Source organism: Photobacterium rosenbergii (genome assembly GCF_003026455.1).
Taxonomy (GTDB): Bacteria; Pseudomonadota; Gammaproteobacteria; order Enterobacterales; family Vibrionaceae; genus Photobacterium; species Photobacterium rosenbergii.
Genome location: NZ_PYMB01000001.1, coordinates 1,190,639 through 1,211,288, shown reverse-complemented (window position 1 = coordinate 1,211,288; position 20,650 = coordinate 1,190,639). Strand labels below are relative to the sequence as shown.

The window sequence follows — 20,650 nt, the reverse complement described above, 5'->3', positions numbered from 1 at the left end:
AAAGCGAGTAATACTGACTAAAACTGTTAGAAAAACTTACATATGAGAAAGCTGGTTCCCCTCAAGTCAATTTATGCTTTTGTTGCCGTCGCAGAAACTGGCAGCATGACAGATGCCGCCGAGGTACTAAGCGTAAGCCATTCGGCTGTCAGCCAAGCGATTAAGGCGCTGGAATCCCAGCTTGATGTCAGTTTGTTCCGAAGGGTGGGGAGAAGGGTTGAACTGAATCCCATTGGCCGTAAGTACTACCGCAAGGTGGCCCCAGCCTTGGCACAAATCGTTGAGGCCAGTGAGGCGGTTGCGCGTAAGAAGCCAAGCAATCGGATTACACTGAATATGGTCAATTCTCTAGCATTGCACTGGTGGATCCCCCGTGTTCCTGACTTCAACGAATACGCTCCCCATATCGATATCCGTATTTCTAATATCGTCCACGCCTTTGATTTGGAAAAAGAAGGGGTTGATGTGGCGTTGCTACATGGTAAAACCGATGAGTGGCAGGATTATTATTGTGAAAAGCTCGGTGACGATGAGCTTATCATGGTGTGCAGCCCGTATTTGCTGGAAGGGAACCAACAGGCAACACCGCAACAACTTTTGGCAAAATATCCGTCGATTTTTGCAACCAACCCCCGGCGCCAAAACGACTGGCAAGTATGGTGCGACCATCACCAGCTAGCAGTACCCAGCCAACAGAAAAACTTAAGCTTTACTGCTTCAGTGCAAGCCGTGCAGGCAACGATAAGAAGGTTAGGGGTACTTATTACCCACAAGCAGTTTGTCCGAGATGATATTAAGCACAATATGTTGGTACAGGTTGGAGAACCGGTCTTGAATCCATACCATGAGTTTTATTTCGTTTGTTTGCCGGAAAAGTTGAAGGAAGAGAGCGTGTTAGCTTTGCGAAACTGGTTTCGAGCCCAGTTTAGTGCCGACTAGTGGGTAAAGCAGGGTTAGAGGCTATAGGGTATGGGCGTTGCGACTGTTTGAATTGCATAATATTCCTTCATTAAAGAAAAAAATTCTCTCTAGATTGGTTTTAGTAGAATAGATTGAAAATAATTTCTCCTCGTTGCTGTGTATATTTCTATTCAAGATTTAAGGGCTTAACGGTGATGGTAAAGAAATTACTCATAAGCTCGACACCGCAAACAAGGAAATCAACAATGACTCAAACAATCAATACTGTAAATGCCCCTGCAGCCGTTGGCCCATATGTTCAAGGTAAGCATTTCGGCAATATGCTAATCACATCAGGTCAGCTTCCGTTGAACCCAGAGACCAACACTATGCCGGAAGATGTGGCAGAGCAGGCAAAGCAGTCACTAGCTAATGTAGAAGCGATTGTGAACGAAGCCGGCATGACAAAAGCGGATATCGTAAAGGCGACCGTATTCGTTAAAGATTTGAATGACTTTGCGACAGTGAATGAAGTTTACGCGGCATTCTTTGGTGATAATTGTCCGGCGCGAAGCTGTGTTGAAGTTGCTCGCCTGCCGCTTGATGCCAAGGTTGAAATTGAAGTGATTGCGGTTAAAGGCTAATTCAAGCTTCACTCTATTTTTAATGAACGCCTACCTTTGGTAGGCGTTTTTCGTTGGGGGTAACTGTGCAGATCTTTTTGGAGGCTATATTGAGATTCTATTGGTGGGTTCAATGAGTGAGATGGATTGTGAATGGATCCCTAGTTATCAATAACTCTGGGTTTTATTACTTTGGGAACTTTCCCAATGCCCTGTTCAGAGTGTGATCTACACGAGTTTTTGGCAACGTAAACCAGCGTAAAAGCAGCAATAGTGTTGGTGGTAGGGAATAATAATGGCTTCTTTTTTACCGGCGTTGCCGGGTTGATAAGGTGCAGATCCAACATGGCTTTAACTGAAAAACAGAAGATGATTACCGGTGAAATGTATCAAGCTTGGGATGAAGAGCTTGTTGCTGACCGCCAAAAAGCAAAGAAGCTTTGCTTTGCGTTGAACCAAACATGTCCTACTGATAAAGATGCCCGTCAGGCATTAATTAATGAATTATTGGCCAAAGAGACCGATGCATGGATCGAGTCTCCGTTTAACTGTGATTATGGTTACAACTTAAAGGTTGGAAAGGGCTTTTATGCTAACCACGGGTGTACGATCCTTGACTGCGCGCCAATCAATATTGGTGATAACTGCCTATTGGCACCGGGCGTAGTCATTGCAACTGCAGGCCATCCGCTAGACCCAGTCGAGCGCGCTTCGGGTGAAGAGTTTGCCAAGGAAATTACTATTGGCAACGATGTGTGGTTTGGTGCCAATGTGACAGTTTGCCCTGGAGTAACCATTGGCGATAACGTGGTAGTCGGTGCGGGAAGTGTGGTAACGAAAGATTTGCCTGCCAATACGGTATGTGTAGGTTCGCCAGCAAAACCAATCCGTACCCTAAAGATTGAAGACAAGAAATCAGCACTGATTGAGTCTTGATAACCTTGAATAGGTTCTGCTGTCTAATTGATATCGCTAAGTACCGATTTAGTACATAAGCTCGATAATTGGGCAGTGGAGCCATTCAGATACACCAACGGCAAGCGTTGGGAAGGTAATTAGCATCCCTGCAACTGACAAAACAAGCTTCTGAGTGTTCATACTCGTTCCCTAAGAAAGTATTCATTAACTTATTAATTGTAATAAATCGACGTAAAAAGTCCTGCACTTTGACAATGATTTACTTTCGGAAGCATTCCTCTATATGCAACCTCCTGTCTGCTTGAGCTATTTCAGTAGCCTGTATCAAGCTAATAAGTACCACCAAACTAGGACTTTTCTTACCCTTGAGTAAGTTGTCTCATTTTTGAGGCAGTGTATGGTTTTTGAGGCATGGCCCGACAACTACACTTTGCGACACGAACCAGTTGTTGGTGTGGGAGGGGGTATGAGTAGACACTTGATTTGGTTATTGCTGTTGGTTGTTACCTCATTAGTCGGTTGCCATGATGAAGAAATGACATTTGAAGTCACGCTGTCTGGCGCTCAGGAAGTGCCGCCGGTGAAGACTGAAGCGGTGGCTTCTGGAACAGTGACATTATTGATTGAAAAGAGTCACGATGATGATTTTGTCAATGTGACAATTAATGAAGTATCGGCGGGTGATCAGCTTAATAAAAGCGAGGACGAAGATACTCCCTATAAAGATGATGACGACGATGATGGGACTGATGAAGAAGAACGCTTTCTATTATCGGCAAACATTGACGTCAGTGGTGTCGAGAATGTGGTTGCCGCTCATATCCACCAAGGAACAATTGGAGAGAATGGCCCTGTCGCGTTCGCGTTTGTTGATAATGGTGATGGCACCATGTCAGTAGAGGAAATTGAGATCACCGCAGAGCAAGCCGATATGCTGCAAAATGATGAGTGGTATATCAATGTTCATACTCAGCAAACCCCATCAGGTGAAGTAAGAGGCCAGATTGTTGGTGGTGACACTGAAATATTGGCTTTTGTACTGAGTGGTCGCCAAGAAGTACCAGCTATAGAGTCTGATGCTACGGGTAATGGTTATGCAACGGTAAATACCGAAACTAACGCAGTGAACTTGAAAGTAGTAACGACAGGTGTAGAAGATGCCGTTGCCGCTCACATTCACGAAGGGGAAGTCGGTGAGAATGGCGGTGTGGTGGTCTTCCTAGAACAAAGCACCGATGATCCGAATGTGTGGCAGACACCGGATGGCGCGATGCTTGAAGACGATGTGATCGATCAATTGCTCGAGGGTGGTCACTATGTAAATGTCCACACGCCTGATGTACCTAGCGGGGAATTGAGGGGGCAGATACTTCCTGCAACAGTAACGCTGTTTGCCTTTGAGTTGGATGGTGAACAAGAAGTGCCTCCGGTCGAAACAGATGGCTCTGGCGATGGTTATGTTTGGTTTGATTCACAAACTAACTTGCTCTCAGTACTGATCTACACAACTGACTTAGATGATGCCGTGGCGGCACATGTGCACGAAGGTGAAGCCAGTACTAATGGTGGAGTCATTGTAGAACTGGAACAAGATGGAGCTTCAACTTGGCGGAGTCCTGGAGAGGTAGAGATTGACGATGAAACCGCAGAGAGATTACTGTCAGCCGGGCATTATCTAAATGTGCATACACCAGATGTGCCAAGTGGTGAAGTTCGAGGGCAGATAGAGTAGCGGTCACTGCCGAATTATGATTTATCATACTGAGAATAAAACAAAGGAGCTAGAAAGCTCCTTTGTTTTATGGATAGAGGTAAAGAAAGCGTTATTTCTTCTTGGTCAGAATAAACTGCTCGTCGCTGCTGACCACGATATTGTGCTTAAGGAAGTTCTTGCCAAGAATCATGCTGTATTCAAACCGGCTTCTATCACGTAAGTTGACCGCAATTTCTTTTTCCATCCCGTCAAAATTGACAGTCATATTTACCACATAACGTGTGCTTGGTTTTTCTCCGGCACGGGCCTTGATACGCATGGTTTTTACGATTTCTCGGGTATAGGTTTTTTCGTCTCCCTGATGGTTACCATAAGAGAAGGTGACCATCTTCTTGCCGTTGTCTTCAAATGTCTTGATGTCGGTGGCATGCATCGAGCTGACATCGGCGCCGGTATCTAGCTTGACTGGGAAGTGCATGTTATCCATGGTCAGTTGCTCGATGTAGCCGGCTTGTTTGGGTGCCTGTTTTTCAAGCAACTGTGTCGTACGGGTATTGATAAGCAGGGCTCCTGGAACTAAATCCGGGCTGATTTCTAATTGGCTGTACGGGCTATCGTCCTGCTCGCGAGTTTCAAGGGCTATGTCACGAAGTAGCAGTGAGGATGGCAACGAAATCTCGGTACCGACGATCGGTCTAACCTGATCACCAACACGGATCTTTCTCTTTAGTGGCCTGTCGAGACGGTGGGTATCACCATTGGCATCTTTGACGGTGTACTGGATCATCCTGCCGTATTCTGTTCGCTGTTCGTCGATCTGCGATACTTTCAGCAGGGGCGTTTTGATGATACCAGAAGGTCCAGCTTTGACCCTGACGCCATCGATTTTGACGGTTTCCTCACCACTGATCATCAAGATGGAATCATCTTTTGCCATCGTAGAGATAGGCGCCAACTCTGATTTCCCCAAGTAACTCTCACCAAGGTTGACGACAAAGTACTGGTTGAGTGCTTCGGTTCCCAGCCGCAGTTGGCTTTGGTTTCGTGAGCGGTCTTTGAGGTACACCTGAATGAACTGCTCTGAGTTACCTAACTTAACGGGTACGTAAACCATTGGCCTTTGGGCATTGCTAAAGCGAAGCATACGACTTAATGGTTTGGTCATTGTCTTGCGGGATTTGTCTTCGCCTACCAAAGTGAAGGTCACACGCTTATTGTCTTCGTCGACCTTGATATCAAGTGCATGAAGAATGCTGTAACGGCTATCGAAGGAGGTGCTCACTTCTAAGCGGACATCGCCAATTGCTGCTTTTTCTTTGCGGCCAATGATGTGTGCGTCAGGTTGCGCCTGAAGGTAATCAAAACCGGCATCGACCCAGGCTGTATTTCGAAGGAAGGTCTTGCCGATCAGAATAGGATAAGAGAACCTTTCCCTGTTGGTGAGGTTAACTTCGGTGCGGACTGTTTGGCCTGCGATGGTAAGGTCGAGCTCAACAACTGGACGGGCGAGGTGACCATCACCCCGGCTTTTGATCATCGCCAGTCTAAATAGTGGTTTCTCAAGGTGGATCAGCTCCCCGGTATATGGGTGCCTGATATCAAATTTCACCATGATATTGGTTTTGTCTTTCCTATCACGGAGCTGTGTACTGCCAAGGGCATCGTACTCGACGGCGATAGCATTAAGCAGGTCATCACCCTCTAAACCTTCGAAGGCCGGTTCATCGGTGTTAATGACAATGTTTTCGGCATGGATAGAAGTTGAATCAGCTCCGGTGTCAATTTTGGCTGGAATACCTATGTTATCGAGTGAATCAATAGCAGGAAAATAAACGAGTTCAGTGCGGCCTAAGACGACTTTATCGTCAATTTGGCTGCGGCTTTCGATAATGCTTTCATACTGGGTGTTTTGCGCCATGGCGGGTGAGGCGGCAAAGGCTGCCAAGCACAAGGTGGTCAACAGTCGTAGGGAAGTCATAAGTTTCCTGTATCAATTCAGCGAAGGGGATGTCATCGGGTTAAGTGTACTGTTTAAAGGTAGCGTGAATGTGGCTTATTGGCTGTAATTCAGCAGAGATTCAGTAAATCTGACAGAACTCTTGCAAAACTTAGCTGGAAATTTTGTTTTCGCTGTAAACCTTTATACAACAGTGAGTTGGTTAATGAGCGTTGACTTCTTCACTGGATTTGCAGTTGTAAAGTTTTGCTTTGCCCGTGTATGATTGCAGCCTGTGCATTATGGTTTTGTGTTGTCATCATAATGATGATGTTTTGGTGGTTGTATGGGTTTACGTTTTAACAAGAGAATTAAGATTGCTCCCGGTGTCAAAGTAAATATTGGCTTGGGTGGTGTAAGTGCCACTTTGGGGGGACGAGGGGCGTCGGTCAATATTGGCAAGCGTGGCGTCTATGCCAATGCCGGATTACCTGGTTCTGGGCTGTCCTACCGAACAAAGATTGGGGGCAACGCCGCCAGAAGAAACCAGCAGCGCCAGGAAAAACAATTAGTTCGCCAGCAGGCCCAGCAAGCACGATTGGCAGCGTTGTCGAAAGTAGAAATAAGCCTCGACAAAGAAAATGGCACTGTTGTACTTACTGACATAAACGGTACCCCGATCGAGGGGCGCGATAAGACACTTGTTTGGCAACATAAAGGCGAGACTATCACAGAGTGGTTGCGGGAGCAGGCTGAGGAAATCAACGGGGATGCTGAATTACTTGAAGATATTTACCTTGATATGCCAGAGTCGTTTGATGAGCCCGTCTACACTATACAACCTTATGAGACCCCGAAACCGGTAGCCCCGGCCAAGCCTGAGCCAGTGGATAAGCCAGAAAAAGGGATACCGCCATCCATTGGCTTTTTCGCAAGGTGGTTTGAAAGCAAGAGAAAGCAGCACCAAAGTCAGTTGAGTGAATTCGAGCAATCCTACACCTTGGCAATCAAGCACTGGGAGCAACAGGTTCAAGACAGTGAAAACGCATACCTGAGTGCGAATCAACAGTGGGAAGAGCAATGTGCCTTATGGGCAGAGGCTAAACTAGCCCATGAGCAAACTGAACAAGCTAACAGTGACAATTTTGCCCGCACAATCCGAACGGATGTGAAAGTCATGGAGTCATTGTTGGAAAATGCGTTTAGTGACTTGGAATGGCCAAGAGAAACCTTAGTCGACTTTCAGGTGGAGCATGACGGTCAGACGATTTGGGTCGATGTCGATCTCCCTGAAATTGAGGATTTTCCTGCTAAGGTTGCAGCGTTATCAGCAAATGGCCGGAAATTGAACATTAAAAACAAACTCAAGAAGCAGCTACAACTTGAGTATGTAAAGCATATCCATGGTATCGCATTGCGCTTGGCGGGCTATTCGCTAGCGACATTACCCTCAGCAGGGGAAGTCGTTGTCTCAGGCTATTCTCAGCGGTTAAATCGTCAGACAGGGCATATTGTTGATGATTACCTATACAGCATAAAGTTTACCCGTTCAGGTATCGAGCAACTTAACTTTGATGACTTGGAAAGTGTCGATCCGGCCGCAGCCATTGAGTTGTTTGAGCATCGCCGGAATATGACAGTTACAGGCATCCTAAAAGCCATAGCACCTTTTGAGTTATCAACTGCGCTTGCCTAAGGGCATTAAGTTAAGACGGAAAGGGGAGCAATGTGCCGAAGCAGATAGATTGCTCCGGCATTTTTATGGGGATTTTGGGCAGAAATCTGAGTTACTGTTTAGGCAGGTTGGAAATGTCTTCTGCCATTTCCATCAGCTTATCCAAAATACGTTCACCATCGGCGCGAAGGCCGTTGTGCTCATACTCATTGGTGATCCAGGCTTTGCTGTTAGGAATGCCTTTCAAGGTTTCCAGTGAATACTGCATTTCTACATACATGTCTTCGGCATAGACCGCACAAGCAACGGGTACGGTGTTGTTCGCCAGCGCTTGAATGTCATATAAATCTGCCCAATCTGTGCGTTCGGCAAGTAGGTTGGCAACTTCTTGCAATGGCTTGAGGCACTCAAATTGCTCAAACATCCATGGGTAGACCATTTCGCCAGTAAACTGGAAAGTATTCCCTTTCTGGTAGTTAAACTGCGGGAAGCTATCGCGAACCCGGTGGGCAGACCATTTTGATGCTGAGTGTTGGCAATAGATAGACTCGTGCAAAATCGCATAGATAGGGTTGGTCTGGTAGCTTTGCTCTGCCAGCATGGCATTGAGGAAAGCGTAGCTTAGGGTCTCTTGGCCGTTTGTCTCGACAAAGGCATCCTCAAGTAGGTAATACATAGGCACATTGGCACCGCTACGGCCAAGGTTGATGCCTATCATCTGGAACTGCTCAACCGTGAAGCTCTGCCCGTTAGGCAAGCGAACATCATTGTCCAAGAGGTAATCAGCAATTTTCTGGCATTGGGCCTGTGCAGAAGGGAACTGGGCAAAGAAGGCGTTATTCTTGTCCTGTACCCGCTGATAAGTGGCTTGGTATACCTCGTCGGCATGACGAGACAGTGAAGGTACCCCACCGGTAATATACGCCCGGCTGAGGCTCTGCGGGAAGAAAGATAGGTAAGTCAGCGAGCAGAAGCCACCAAAGCTTTGACCCAGCGTTGCCCATTGTTTGACCCCAAGTTTTTCCCTGATGGTTTCAGCATCACGGACAATATTGTCTGCGCGGAAATGGCTCAAATACTCAGCTTGTTCAGGCGCAGATAAATGGGCCAGCGTCTGATGGCTGATCACTGTGCTGTTACCTGTTCCACGCTGATCCAGCAATAACACGCGGTATTGCTGCAATGCACGCTTCAGCCACCCGGAACGACTGTCTGGGCGAGGCGATGGGAAACCAGGGCCACCTTGGAAATAGACCAACCAAGGAAGATCATCTTTTTGTCGGTTAAGGTCGACCATTTCACGGGCGAACACCGAGATGGTTTGTGCTTGAGGTTGGTTGTAATCCAATGGGACTTCGAAAGTATGCTGACGGTAAAGCAAATCACCGTCGATAAATGAGGTTTGCACAGGTAGCTCCTTTACTAGCGAAAACAGACTGATATCGCAAAAGGGTATCCTACCACCAATTCTAATTTCTTTTCATTCTCATCTTACTCATGCAGCTTCTCCCCTCAATGATTGTCCTTGCAGTAAGGTGGAGACTAGGGTTCTGTTTTTGGGCGGAGAATTTGCTCAAACAGCCGGGGTTGGTCGAAATGACGGATGCCGATAAAGGCAATGGCATGATGGCCTAACTGCCGCATGGCTCCCGCAGATGGAATGCCAAAAGGCCAAAGATAGGTACTCTCTAGACGTTCACTACCCGCAAGCATTCCTCTTTGGTCGAAAAGGCTTATTGTGTGTTGTTGGTGGGAGGGAAGTTGGCGCAGTTGATCATAGTGGTGACCGACTAGCGATTGGACTTTATTGGCGTTAGGTAAATCCTTCTTTGCCAGCCACCCAACTTGCTTAATCATATGCTCGCCATGGGATAGGGTGACAGACCATGTTGGCGAATCGAAAGGGGCTGGTCGATTAAACAGTAACGGACTTTCGGTATCGGGTTTGGCATTTTCGAACACGAACTTGTCAGAGAAGTTAAACACCATATGGTAGCAGCCGCAGTGGTGGATAGAGTCGAGTAACATAGGCCGGCCTTGGTGATCGAGTGTAAGCCGAAGCAATACCCCGTCAAATTTACCCGCATAGGGGTCAAAAGATGATGTTGGTGTGCGGTTGGCAAACCATAGGCTGTAGTTCAGTTGTAGGTAGATTTTGCCGTAAAGCTGGGTATAGCTGTGGTGTAGGTAGATGGCCGGTTGCGAGGTATCGACAGTTGGTTTATGTTGGCTATCCACATAGTTTACTGTCCCCGGAATATCATCTGCCGAGGCGGTTTCTATGTTAATTAATGGCGAATAATACTGGTAGAGCTGTGAAATTGTCGTCTTGCTTAACTGGGGCCAATGGATGGTAGATGCATCTAATGCATCACTAAACCAACTCGCAATTAGCTCTCGGTTGATATGAGCTTGGCCGCCTTTGTGTAGAGAAGCCGCAATGCCTGAATCTGAAATGGTTTCAGTGAGCTGATATTGAACAATGTCTTTAGTTGGTGTGTGGAACCCCAGCAAAATCCGCTTTTTCTCTTTATCAATAGAAGACTGGGCGATTTGGCTGCTGATTGGGTAGAGCCCAAATACACGCAGCCAAGGTTCGTAACTGTCTGGAATCGAGACTGTTTGCTGCCTCAGTTCGGCCCATACCTTTTCGTTATGCTTGGCCTCTTTGACCATTTTTTCCGCACAGGTATCAAGTGCAGCGAGATCGTAAGGGTTAACAATAAGGTTGTGGTATTCGGCTTGGCGCTGCTGGGTAGCGAGTTGGGCCGTATAGTTGAGCCATTGCTCACGGTCTTGCTGCGAGGATAAACGGCTAAGTTGCGACTGGCTGAAACGATCAAAGGCAAGATAGGGAAAAGCGGTTAAGTTAACCACCTGAGCATCAGTGACTTTCTGGCGGTTGACCTCTTGCTTGAACATCGCCAATTGGCTTAAGCAGCCTTGCAGATCTTGGGAATAAAGATGTGGCTGAGAAGAAGCACATGCACCCAAGAGGGCTATCAATGTGGCAAGTAAGAAAAAGCGCATAACCACCTAAATGTATAACACATTGAAAGTATTAAATTATAGATGCTTATGGCATTGGTGTTAAAAAAAGCAGGAGCTAGTTGCCCCTGCTTTTAAAATAATACCGAGAGTAATTAGCCTAATTGCTTGATGACGTAATCCAGTGCGCCGGTAATAGCGGCAACTTGCGCCTCATTACACTGCTCTGGGGTCGCACGGTCACTATCTGGGTAAACCTCTGTGGTCGTACCGTAAGTACAATCTGTAATGCCGTTACATAGGCTCAGTTTTTTCAACGGGTAGTTGATCACACCTTCTTGCTGTACTGGGCTACCGATGATATTGCCATCAGCGTCAGGTGGGGCAATATGGGTCACCTTGCGAACAGAGTCGATGATCGCTTTTTGGAAGTCTGGCTGAGGGTTTTCGGTATCACCAACGGTGTAGAAACCATCTGGCACACCGTCTTCAATGTAAAGCTTACCGTCACGGGCTTCACGGGCTGGGCGGAATTCTAGTTCATCGGTATCGGTTGTTTCATGCAGGTCGATATGAACCAGCACTTCGCCTTCTAGTTCACCAACCATCTTCATAAGATTGGCCGCTTCTTCAGAAGGGCTGTCGGCATAGAATGCGCGGTTTGGGTCAACCGTGTTAGGGTTCCAGCGGTTGATCACTTCGTAGCCCCACGGGCTGACGCAAGGTGCAATGACAATGTTGAAACGATCACTGTATTTAGCCGCCTCGGTTTGGGCAAATTTCAGGGCACCGTGCACGCCACTGGTTTCGTAACCGTGCACACCACCGGTCACCAGAACAACGGGTTTGCTGCTATCCCAATTGCGGGTTTTGATGGCAAACAAAGGGTATTTATCGGCATCGTAGCTAAGCGCGCCATATTGGTGGAGGTCAAAGTCAGATTCTAGCGCTGTGATTTTAGATACGACTTCTTCTTGATAAGAGCGCTTAATGGTGGTTTGTGCTAGCCACTGTGCCTTTTCTTCGTCGCCCCATGGCTTGCCCGGTGTCCCGATTGGGTAGTTATGTTCGCGTTTCATTCGATTGTCTTTTGTTGTGTGTGTTTGTCTTTGTTCAAACAGAATAATTGACTGTGTAACCAGACGCAATCGTATTGATATCCGTAATATGTCTCTGTGGTTGCTATTTTGTGAATGGATGTAACGGATTGCTTAGTTACTTAGTCACAAAATGTCACTAGTGTCTGAAAACACGATCAAGCTAACTTCAAACTATTCCCGTAAGTCATTATGCTGGTTGCTAAACTGATGCCCTTTAGAGGAATACTGCGTGAAGCTACATGATCCCCAACTACTGAAACAGGCCTGCTATGTGGCAGGTAACTGGGTGACTGCGATAGATGATGCCTATACCCCAGTGACTAACCCATCAACGGGCGAATTGATTGCAACAGTACCGAGCCTTGGCCGTGATGAGACACTTTCAGCTATTCATGCAGCCGAAAAGACTCAGGGTGAGTGGGCAACACGAACAGCGAAAGAGCGGGCAACAGTCTTGCGCCGTTGGTATGAATTGATTGTCGACAATACCGAAGATCTAGCGGCCATCCTGACGCTAGAGCAGGGTAAGCCATTGGCGGAAGCAAAGGGTGAGATTACCTATGCTGCCAGTTTTGTCGAATGGTATGCCGAAGAAGCTAAACGCGCTTACGGGGAAATGATCCCGAGCCATAAGCCAGATGCCCGTATACTGGTATCCAAACAACCTATTGGCGTTGTTGGTGCAATTACGCCATGGAACTTCCCTGCGGCAATGATCACCCGAAAATGTGGCCCTGCATTCGCAGCAGGGTGCGCGGTTGTGCTGAAACCCGCGCCAGATACGCCGTTAACTGCTTTGGCATTGGCTGAGTTAGCTGACAGGGCAGGGATCCCTGCAGGGTTATTTAGTGTGGTTACCGGTGATGCCGCGGCAATTGGTGGTACTTTGACCGAAAGCCCTGTGGTGAAGAAAATTTCATTCACGGGCTCTACCGGTGTCGGAAAGTTATTGATGGCGCAATCGGCTAGCACAGTGAAAAAAATGGCTCTAGAGCTCGGGGGCAATGCACCGTTTATTGTCTGTGATGATGCAGACCTAAATAAAGCCATCGACGGGGTGATGGTGGCTAAGTTCCGTAATGCCGGGCAGACCTGTATTTGTGCTAACCGTATCTATGTTCACGACAGCGTGTATGACGCCTTTACGGCGAAATTGGTCGAGAGAGTCAAAGCGCTGAAAGTAGCTGATGGGTTTGAGGAAGGGGCTAATTTAGGGCCACTTATCAATGCTGCTGCCGTTGCCAAAGTGCAGAGCCATATTGATGATGCGTTGGCGAAAGGTGCAATCCTTGCGTACGGTGAGACCCAGCCAGAAGGTACTTATTTCTTCCCGCCTCAGGTATTGACCGAAATGAACGACGATATGTTGATTGCTAGCGACGAAACATTCGGTCCGGTCGCCGCCTTATTCCGTTTCTATGATGACGATGAGGTGATCCGCCGTGCAAACCATATTAGCTCTGGCCTTGCCTCTTACGCTTATACGCAATCCCTGTCTCGAGCTTTCAAATTCAGCGAGTCTTTGGAATACGGTATGGTCGGGATCAACGAAGGATTGATTTCAACCGAAGTGGCTCCTTTTGGTGGGGTTAAGGAATCAGGTCTAGGCCGTGAAGGTGCAAGGCAAGGATTGGAAGATTTTCTTGAAACCAAATATACCTTAATGGGCGGCTTGTAATCGCCTTTACCCGTTTTAGGTGTTTAACAATCCAAGAGAATTTCTTAAACTTGCATGCATGAAGAAACAATACTCTCCTGCTTGCAAGAAAGTAGAAATGGATAATAAGGCTCAGCCTGAGGAATAACCAATGACTAAAGCAAAAATCGGCATCGTGACTGTCAGCGACCGCGCAAGTGCAGGTGTATACGAAGACATCTCTGGGCAGGCGATTATCGATACGTTGAACGATTACCTGACCTCTGAGTGGGAGCCAGTATACGAAGTCATTCCTGACGAACAGGATGTGATTGAAGCGACACTGATCAAGATGGCTGATGAGCAAGACTGTAGCCTGATTGTAACGACGGGCGGTACAGGTCCAGCCAAGCGTGATGTAACTCCTGAAGCCACTGAAGCCGTTTGTGACCGTATGATGCCAGGTTTTGGTGAACTGATGCGTGCTGAGTCGTTGAAGTTTGTACCGACAGCGATTTTGTCGCGCCAGACAGCCGGCCTGCGTGGTGATAGCTTGATTGTTAACCTGCCGGGTAAGCCTAAGTCGATCCGCGAATGTCTGGATGCCGTTTTCCCGGCGATTCCTTACTGTATCGATTTGATGGAAGGCCCTTATCTTGAGTGTAACGAAGAGGTGATGAAGCCTTTCCGCCCTAAAAAGAAGTAATCATTCGCTTAACTCAAGATTAAGGGAATAGTGGGATAAAAGGCTGAGCGTGGTGCTTGGCCTTTCTTTTATCTGCTTGGGCTAGGCTTATAACACACTTGGTATATAACCTAGCGAGGAGGGACGATTGTGAAGTTACGTTCATTAGTCGTTGCCATAGCAATGGCGACAACAGTTATGGCAACAACAGCTCCGGTTTATGCTGGCTGGGATGAAATCAAAGATGCAGCTTCAAAACTTGGTGAAGAAGTTGGCAAAGGATCGAAAGAGGCGTGGGATTCCGTGTCGGATTTCTCTAAGGAAACATGGGATTCGGTTTCCGAATGGGGCGAGGATGCCTACAATACCGCCGGTGAATGGACTGACGCCTCGATTGAAAAGAGTAAGGAGTGGCTCGATGTAGCCGATGCCAAGCTGGATGAAATGCTGGAGCCAGAAACCCCTGAGGAAGCCCGCCTAGCGTTAAACACTATGGCAGATACTGCACTGGTCCGTTTATTCAATGAGCAGCCGTCAGCCAAATTGCTATTTGATAGTGCCTATGGCTATGCCGTTTTTGATTCTCGCAAGTTTTCGTTGATGCTCCATACCAATCAAGGGGCAGGGGTTGCGGTTAACCGTAAAACAGACGAACACACTTATATGAAAATGTTTGGCGCGGGGCTTGCGGTTGGCCTTGGTGGTAAGTTCTATCAGCAGATCATCTTTTTTGAAGATCAAAAGACCTTTGATGGCTTTGTTACCGATGGCTGGGAAGCTACGTCAGAAATGGGCGTGGTGGCCGGTACCGATAGCGCTGAGTTAACCGCCAAATACAATGGCGGAATGGCGATTTACCAGATTGGTGAAAAAGGCTTATTGCTAGACGCCAACATTTCAGGTTCTAAATACTGGATTGATACAGATTTAACCCAGTAGCAAGGTTATTCTCCTAGTTAGCGTTAATATGCTTACTAAACCTTCCTCATATGCCCAAGCACCCAATAGTTGCTTGGGTATATTTTTCGCTTCTATGTATGTAAATGCAGTAGTCAAAGTAACCAATACTGTGTTTTTTGGAAGCTTGTTCATAAAAATATCAATAACGCCTGATATTTTCACTTTCCTACGTTATGTTGACAATGATTCATCGTAATCACGTTAGCATAAAACGAATAGAACTAAAGACTAGGCTAGACATGGACATCAAACGTACTTGGGGTTTCCTTTCGCTACTGATCGGTAGTGTTTCTTTGATATTTGGGTTTGTCACTATTGGCGGTATGATCGGCCAAACGCAGGTGGTCTCTGATATGAGCACCTTTATTAGCGCTGGAGGGGGCGATTATCTTCACTCTTTCAGCCCGACACATGCTGCCAGTGAAGTGAAGCACAAATACCAACTACTGCTAAGCAGCGGTATTGTGATGATGGCTATTGGCGGCTTTATGATGCGCGGTCAGTGGCAACGCTACTAAGCGGAAGGCCTTAAGTTTAACTACACTACTTTCAATACCATCTAAGACTCCTAAAGGTAGGTGACCTACCTTTTCTGTGGAGGACGAGTAATGAAAGGCTTTATTAGTGGGTTACCTAAGGTAGAACTCCATCTTCACCTTGAAGGGACGCTTGAGCCAGAGTTAATGTTTGCTCTGGCCCAGCGTAACAACGTCACACTTTCCCATTCATCCATTGAGTCGTTAAAAGCGGCTTATCAATTTCGCGATCTCCAAGCATTTCTGAACCTCTATTATCAAGGGGCCTTGGTATTACGTACCGAGCAGGACTTTTATGATCTGACTTACGCTTATCTTGAGCGTTGTAAGCAAGAGCATATTGTTCATACTGAAGTGTTTTTCGACCCTCAAATCCATACTCGGGCAGGCGTGTCTTTTGATACGGTCGCCTCAGGCATAATACGAGCCTTGCGGGATGGAGAATCCAATTTGGGTATCTCATCGGGTTTGATCATGTGTTTTTTACGGGATTTGCCTGAAGATGACGCCATAGAGACACTTAAGCAGGCCATTGCTTATAAAGACGATATTGTTGCTGTGGGTCTAGATTCATCAGAGCAGGGCAACCCGCCAGAGAAGTTTGAGCGTGTTTTTGCGATGGCAAGAAACACAGGATTCAAAACCGTTGCCCATGCAGGAGAAGAAGGCCCTGCCGATTATATTTGGGGAGCCATTGAAGCACTCAAGGTGGACCGAATTGATCACGGTGTGCGTTGCTTAGATGATCCAAAGCTGGTGGCGTATTTGGTAGAGAAGCAACTCCCTCTGACGGTATGCCCGTTATCCAATGTGAAGCTCAAAGTTTTCAATGATATATCAGAGCACAACATTGTTGAGCTGTTTAAACAGGGGGTACAAGTAACGATTAATTCTGATGATCCCGCTTATTTTGGTGGTTATCTAAATGACAATTATTTGGCCGTTGCACAGGCCTTTAACCTGTCAAAGCAGGATGTTGCGCTGTTGAGTGATAATGCTATTGAGGCAAGTTTTTTGAGTGAAGAGAAGAAGCAGTTGCTGCAACAGAAATTAGCCCACTACTTGGATATTCAGTTCCGGCCGATTATTTAAAAAAAAACGCCTATCAAGTCCATGATAGGCGTAGCAATAAATCGATTAAGGAACAACATATTTGAAGTGCAAGAATCATACGATCTGGGTGAAAATCACGCAACGATCAATGATGTAAAAGTTGTATGCACTTTTGTTAAATGCCTTTTTGATTAAATGCTTAGATTAGACTAAACATTCAAATTATTTTCATTGTTTGCTTGGGCGGCAAATAACCATTATTTTTCAATGGTTAATGCAGGTTATTGCCTTAAATAAGAACCAGTAACTTTGTTTTTTAGGCTAACTGATTTATTTAAATATTGATTTTACAGCATTTTGTAATGTTAACAGCAGACTTGTTTTCGGCTTCATACTGTGAGCCTGATCAACACCAAGGTAATAGGATTGCATGAATTTCTGGCGTATTGATTCAGCCCTGTTGCTATCATTGGCCGCAAGCTGTTGGCAGATCTCTGTTGCGTGGTCATTGGCATAGCTAAAATCGATGCTGTTGAACCCTTGGCATAGGAACCAAATCATTGCGATAGCTTTGACCTCTAACTCATTCAGTGTGTGGAACTTTTTCGCATGCTGCTCCCCGACATGCTGCTTGAATAACGTATCCATTTCACTGATCTTGCTTTGTGTGGCTTGAAACTCATCTAAGACTTGCTGGATTGCGTGGGTAAATAACCCTAGTGCAAGATCTTGCTGCGGCTTGTCCGCTTTTTGCTGGCAAACACTCTGGAAAAAATCAGAACGGAAGTTGACGAAGTCTTGTGCGAATTCGCGCTCGGCATCAGTGAAGGGGAGATGTTCAAAGCCGAAATCGTTTAATAGTTGTTGTAATGTTTTCATAGCGGACTAAAAGTAAGGAGCAATGTTGGCAGTATACAAAATTAGAGCTCACTTTCTAAATCATTCATTTACTATAAATCAGGTATATAAATAGATATAGAAAAGAATCTAGTCATTATAGAGGGAAAGGTTATGTCAGGCTTTTATGAGCTTTCAGCGAATAAAATCAACGGCGAAACTGTTGATATGGGTGAGTTCGAAGGGAAGGTAGTACTGGTCGTTAATACCGCAAGTGAATGTGGTTTTACGCCACAGTACAAAGGGCTACAAACTCTGTTTGATAAGTACCAAGAGAAGGGATTGGTGATCCTTGGTTTCCCGTGTAATCAGTTTGGTGGACAGGAACCTGGTGAAAACAACGAAATTGAGCAAGTTTGTCAGCTTAACTACGGGGTAAGTTTCCCGATGTTTGAAAAAGTTGATGTCAATGGGCCTGATAGCCATGAAGTCTTCAAATACCTGACCAGTGCGCTCCCTGGATTAATGGGTAAGAAGATCAAATGGAATTTTACTAAGTTTCTGATTGGCCGTGATGGAAAACCGATGAAGCGTTTTGCACCAACCAAAACCCCTGAGGCGATCGAGAAAGATATTGTTCGCGCGCTTGATCGCTAAGCCGTCAGCAAAGCTAGCCTAAAGTCTGTGTGGGCTAGCATGTTCGATTTTTGACGGCCTAATCTTGAGGTTCTTGATATAGGGTGTAATAAATATCTAGGCTCTTTGGCTGTCTAAATTGGACGAGTTGCTCTACCGTTAACTGCTTTGCTTTATTGTGGTAATCCCCATATATATCGATTAACTCCTCAATGGCTTTGTAACGGCCACTTTTCTTTTTCTGCTCGGTCAGGTAATGCTTGAAAAACTCTAACTGAACAGAAGAGTCGTTGAAGCTTCCCAACGTATCTTGCAGTGTTTTGAGTCGGTCAACTTGTTGCTTGGTATCGCGAGAAGCGAGTATTGGCGCAAAGTACTCTAGGAGATAGCGGAACTTCTTACAGTCGATTCGAAGTTGATGAATGATGGCGTCATCGCTGTTGGTATCAATGTTGTGGCATTGGCTTTCTATCTGCTTAAATTGATGCCATAACATACTGTGGGCTGTGGCTTTGCAGCCTAATTTGCCCTCTGTGGTCGGATTATCCCGCATACTATCAAGTTGGGTTAGCACTTGATTGCAAGCCGATTTATATTCACCAGATTTTAGCCACCCTTTGAGTGTCTTTAGAGATTTCCTCCGTTGTGACTGAATATCATCGAAGAAGCGGATCAGGCCTTTGTGGTGTTGATGTTCAAGCAAAGAAAAATATTGTTCCATATTGATGAGGAACACATCGAGATCACGCATCAGGTTGGTGTGCTGCATGAGTTGCCTGAGTGTGTCTTTTAGGATGTCTTTTTCTTTACTACGAAATAGCGGTTTCAGTAGGCTGATCAACGCACGACTTCTTCTCAGGGCAACACGATATTGATGAATAAACTCTTCATGATCATCGCGGATAATGCCTAGCTCGTGTTTTCTAGCGTGGTCAAACTCGTTAATAAGGAAATGGTAGGTAGGGAGGTAAATTTCTACTTCCGGTTTCAGCTGAACGGCTGGTTTTTTTCGTTTTGGTAGCTTGAGCTGATCCCGCTTAGTCACTGACATACTGCAATTGCCTCCTTCATACCTCCTCATTAACTTTAGTGGGTAAATTTTCTTTTTGGTGATGAGAAAGTGAAAATCTCACTGATCAATAACAAGAAAATGAATTTTGTGATAGCTCACTCAATAGTTGCTCTAAGTGTATGTATCAAATTGGCAATATGGGTTTACGTTGCGGGTTTACATTTTTGCAACATGGTTTGCAGCACGAATTTCTCATCCAAACAGAGAACTGCTAATTCTTTAAATAAGGTCAAATGACTGCATATTTTAGTGGCTGAAAAGGATGATGAAGATGATTGAGAACCCACTAGGGACGGACGGCTTTGAGTTTGTGGAATACACGGCACCAACACCAGAAGGGATTGCAAACCTAAAACAGCTTTTCCATGACATGGGGTTTGCTGAGGTTGCCAAGCACAAGCACAAGTCCGTTTGGTTATACCGTCAAGGTGACGTCAATTTTATCGTCAATGGTGAGCTGCATTCTCAGGCTTCAGGCTTTGCTGGTGTGCATGGTGCAAGCGTTAACGCTATGGCCTTTCGGGTAGCGGATTCTGCAAAGGCGTTGACTTATGCTGTTGAGAAAGGCGCGACGGCTTGCCCTGCACAAGCTGGCCCAATGGAGCTCAATATCCCAGCTATCTACGGGATAGGTGAGTCGCTGATTTACCTCGTAGATCGCTATGGCAGCAACAATATCTATGATATCGACTTTGATTTTTACCCCGATTATCAAGAACGGATGAAAACCCTAGATGCTGGTTTGAATGTTATTGACCACCTCACTCACAACGTGAAGCAGGGTAACATGGATTTATGGGCCAGCTTTTACGAGCGTATTGCCAATTTCAGGGAAATCAGGCATTTCGACATCAAGGGCAAAATGACAGGTTTGCTATCACGGGCGATGACCGCTCCTTGCGGCAAGATCCGGATCCCGATCAACGAATCCAGCGACGATAAATCGCAAATTGCTGAATATCTTGATCAATACAACGGTGAAGGGATCCAGCATATCGCCATGAGCACCGATGACATATTTGCCACGGTATCGAAATTGAAGTCAGGTGGATTGATCTTCATGAATACGCCAGACACCTATTATGAAGGGATCAACAAGCGTGTCCCGGGCCATCACGAAGATGTCGCCAAGCTCCATGATCTGAAGATCCTGATCGACGGCGATGAGACAGGCATCTTGCTGCAGATCTTTACCGATACCGTTATCGGCCCAGTATTTTTTGAGATCATCCAACGTAAAGGTAATGAAGGGTTCGGTGAAGGTAACTTCCAGGCGCTATTCGAGTCTATCGAGCTCGATCAGATCCGAAGGGGTGTGCTCAAAGCGGAATCTGATTCCTAATTCATGTTTTAATCCGCACTATCCAGTTTGGCCGGTTTG

At 46.1% G+C, this 20,650-nt stretch carries 18 protein-coding genes; 12 read left to right on the top strand and 6 right to left on the bottom strand.

Going from position 1 to position 20,650, the window contains the following annotated elements; translation table 11 throughout:
• Positions 1 to 42: 42 nt before the first annotated feature.
• From C9J01_RS05715 to C9J01_RS05700, 4 genes are all read left to right on the top strand, one after another.
• Positions 43 to 939 carry a LysR substrate-binding domain-containing protein gene (locus C9J01_RS05715; RefSeq protein ID WP_107297118.1) on the top strand — a complete coding sequence of 299 codons (897 nt, stop codon included), beginning with the start codon at positions 43 to 45 and terminating at the stop codon, positions 937 to 939.
• Positions 940 to 1,166: 227 nt separating this feature from the next.
• Positions 1,167 to 1,544 (top strand): RidA family protein, encoded by a 378-nt coding sequence (locus C9J01_RS05710; protein WP_107297117.1) that lies wholly within the window; start codon positions 1,167 to 1,169, stop codon positions 1,542 to 1,544.
• A 324-nt stretch (positions 1,545 to 1,868) separates the two neighbouring features.
• Entirely contained in the window at positions 1,869 to 2,459 is a 591-nt protein-coding gene (locus C9J01_RS05705) for a sugar O-acetyltransferase (protein ID WP_107297116.1), read from the top strand.
• Positions 2,460 to 2,907: 448 nt separating this feature from the next.
• Positions 2,908 to 4,173, top strand: a complete 1,266-nt coding sequence (locus C9J01_RS05700; protein ID WP_158264492.1) for a CHRD domain-containing protein — start codon at positions 2,908 to 2,910, stop codon at positions 4,171 to 4,173.
• A gap of 91 nt (positions 4,174 to 4,264) precedes the next feature.
• Here the strand turns inward: C9J01_RS05700 and C9J01_RS05695 are convergent, their stop codons facing one another.
• Positions 4,265 to 6,133, bottom strand: a complete 1,869-nt coding sequence (locus C9J01_RS05695) for an ATP-dependent zinc protease family protein (protein ID WP_107297114.1) — start codon at positions 6,131 to 6,133, stop codon at positions 4,265 to 4,267.
• A 304-nt stretch (positions 6,134 to 6,437) separates the two neighbouring features.
• Between C9J01_RS05695 and C9J01_RS05690 the strand changes: the two genes are divergently transcribed.
• Entirely contained in the window at positions 6,438 to 7,787 is a 1,350-nt protein-coding gene (locus tag C9J01_RS05690) for a DUF4236 domain-containing protein (RefSeq protein WP_107297113.1), read from the top strand.
• Positions 7,788 to 7,878: 91 nt separating this feature from the next.
• Here the strand turns inward: C9J01_RS05690 and C9J01_RS05685 are convergent, their stop codons facing one another.
• From C9J01_RS05685 to C9J01_RS05675, 3 genes are all read right to left on the bottom strand, one after another.
• Positions 7,879 to 9,174: an alpha/beta fold hydrolase gene (locus C9J01_RS05685; RefSeq protein ID WP_107297112.1), complete on the bottom strand. Its 1,296-nt coding sequence runs from the start codon at positions 9,172 to 9,174 to the stop codon at positions 7,879 to 7,881.
• A gap of 134 nt (positions 9,175 to 9,308) precedes the next feature.
• Entirely contained in the window at positions 9,309 to 10,796 is a 1,488-nt protein-coding gene (locus C9J01_RS05680; RefSeq protein WP_107297111.1) for a hypothetical protein, read from the bottom strand.
• 113 nt (positions 10,797 to 10,909) lie between these two features.
• On the bottom strand, positions 10,910 to 11,833 hold the full coding sequence (locus tag C9J01_RS05675) for a M14 family metallopeptidase (RefSeq protein WP_107297110.1): 924 nt from the start codon (positions 11,831 to 11,833) through the stop codon (positions 10,910 to 10,912).
• 250 nt (positions 11,834 to 12,083) lie between these two features.
• Here C9J01_RS05675 and C9J01_RS05670 point away from each other — a divergent pair, with 250 nt between their 5' ends.
• The 5 genes from C9J01_RS05670 (at position 12,084) to C9J01_RS05650 (ending at position 16,763) form a co-directional block, all read left to right on the top strand.
• Positions 12,084 to 13,532: an NAD-dependent succinate-semialdehyde dehydrogenase gene (locus C9J01_RS05670; RefSeq protein WP_107297109.1), complete on the top strand. Its 1,449-nt coding sequence runs from the start codon at positions 12,084 to 12,086 to the stop codon at positions 13,530 to 13,532.
• Positions 13,533 to 13,662: 130 nt separating this feature from the next.
• The gene (mog, locus tag C9J01_RS05665; RefSeq protein WP_107297108.1) at positions 13,663 to 14,196 is read left to right on the top strand and encodes a molybdopterin adenylyltransferase; all 534 of its coding nucleotides are present in this window, start codon (positions 13,663 to 13,665) and stop codon (positions 14,194 to 14,196) included.
• A 162-nt stretch (positions 14,197 to 14,358) separates the two neighbouring features.
• Positions 14,359 to 15,114 (top strand): lipid-binding SYLF domain-containing protein, encoded by a 756-nt coding sequence (locus C9J01_RS05660; protein WP_201797805.1) that lies wholly within the window; start codon positions 14,359 to 14,361, stop codon positions 15,112 to 15,114.
• 260 nt (positions 15,115 to 15,374) lie between these two features.
• Positions 15,375 to 15,653, top strand: coding sequence for a hypothetical protein (locus C9J01_RS05655; RefSeq protein WP_107297106.1), 279 nt, complete (start codon positions 15,375 to 15,377; stop codon positions 15,651 to 15,653).
• 90 nt (positions 15,654 to 15,743) lie between these two features.
• Positions 15,744 to 16,763: an adenosine deaminase gene (locus tag C9J01_RS05650; RefSeq protein WP_107297105.1), complete on the top strand. Its 1,020-nt coding sequence runs from the start codon at positions 15,744 to 15,746 to the stop codon at positions 16,761 to 16,763.
• A gap of 291 nt (positions 16,764 to 17,054) precedes the next feature.
• On the opposite strand, the gene C9J01_RS05645 is transcribed toward C9J01_RS05650, so the two are convergent.
• Entirely contained in the window at positions 17,055 to 17,603 is a 549-nt protein-coding gene (locus tag C9J01_RS05645) for a hypothetical protein (protein WP_107297104.1), read from the bottom strand.
• A gap of 132 nt (positions 17,604 to 17,735) precedes the next feature.
• On the opposite strand from C9J01_RS05645, the gene C9J01_RS05640 reads away from it, so the two are divergent.
• Entirely contained in the window at positions 17,736 to 18,218 is a 483-nt protein-coding gene (locus tag C9J01_RS05640) for a glutathione peroxidase (RefSeq protein ID WP_107297103.1), read from the top strand.
• Positions 18,219 to 18,276: 58 nt separating this feature from the next.
• Here the strand turns inward: C9J01_RS05640 and C9J01_RS05635 are convergent, their stop codons facing one another.
• Complete coding sequence (locus C9J01_RS05635; RefSeq protein ID WP_107297102.1) at positions 18,277 to 19,248, bottom strand: CHAD domain-containing protein; 972 nt, start codon at positions 19,246 to 19,248, stop codon at positions 18,277 to 18,279.
• A gap of 286 nt (positions 19,249 to 19,534) precedes the next feature.
• Between C9J01_RS05635 and hppD the strand changes: the two genes are divergently transcribed.
• Entirely contained in the window at positions 19,535 to 20,611 is a 1,077-nt protein-coding gene (gene hppD, locus C9J01_RS05630; RefSeq protein ID WP_107297101.1) for a 4-hydroxyphenylpyruvate dioxygenase, read from the top strand.
• Positions 20,612 to 20,650: the final 39 nt, after the last annotated feature.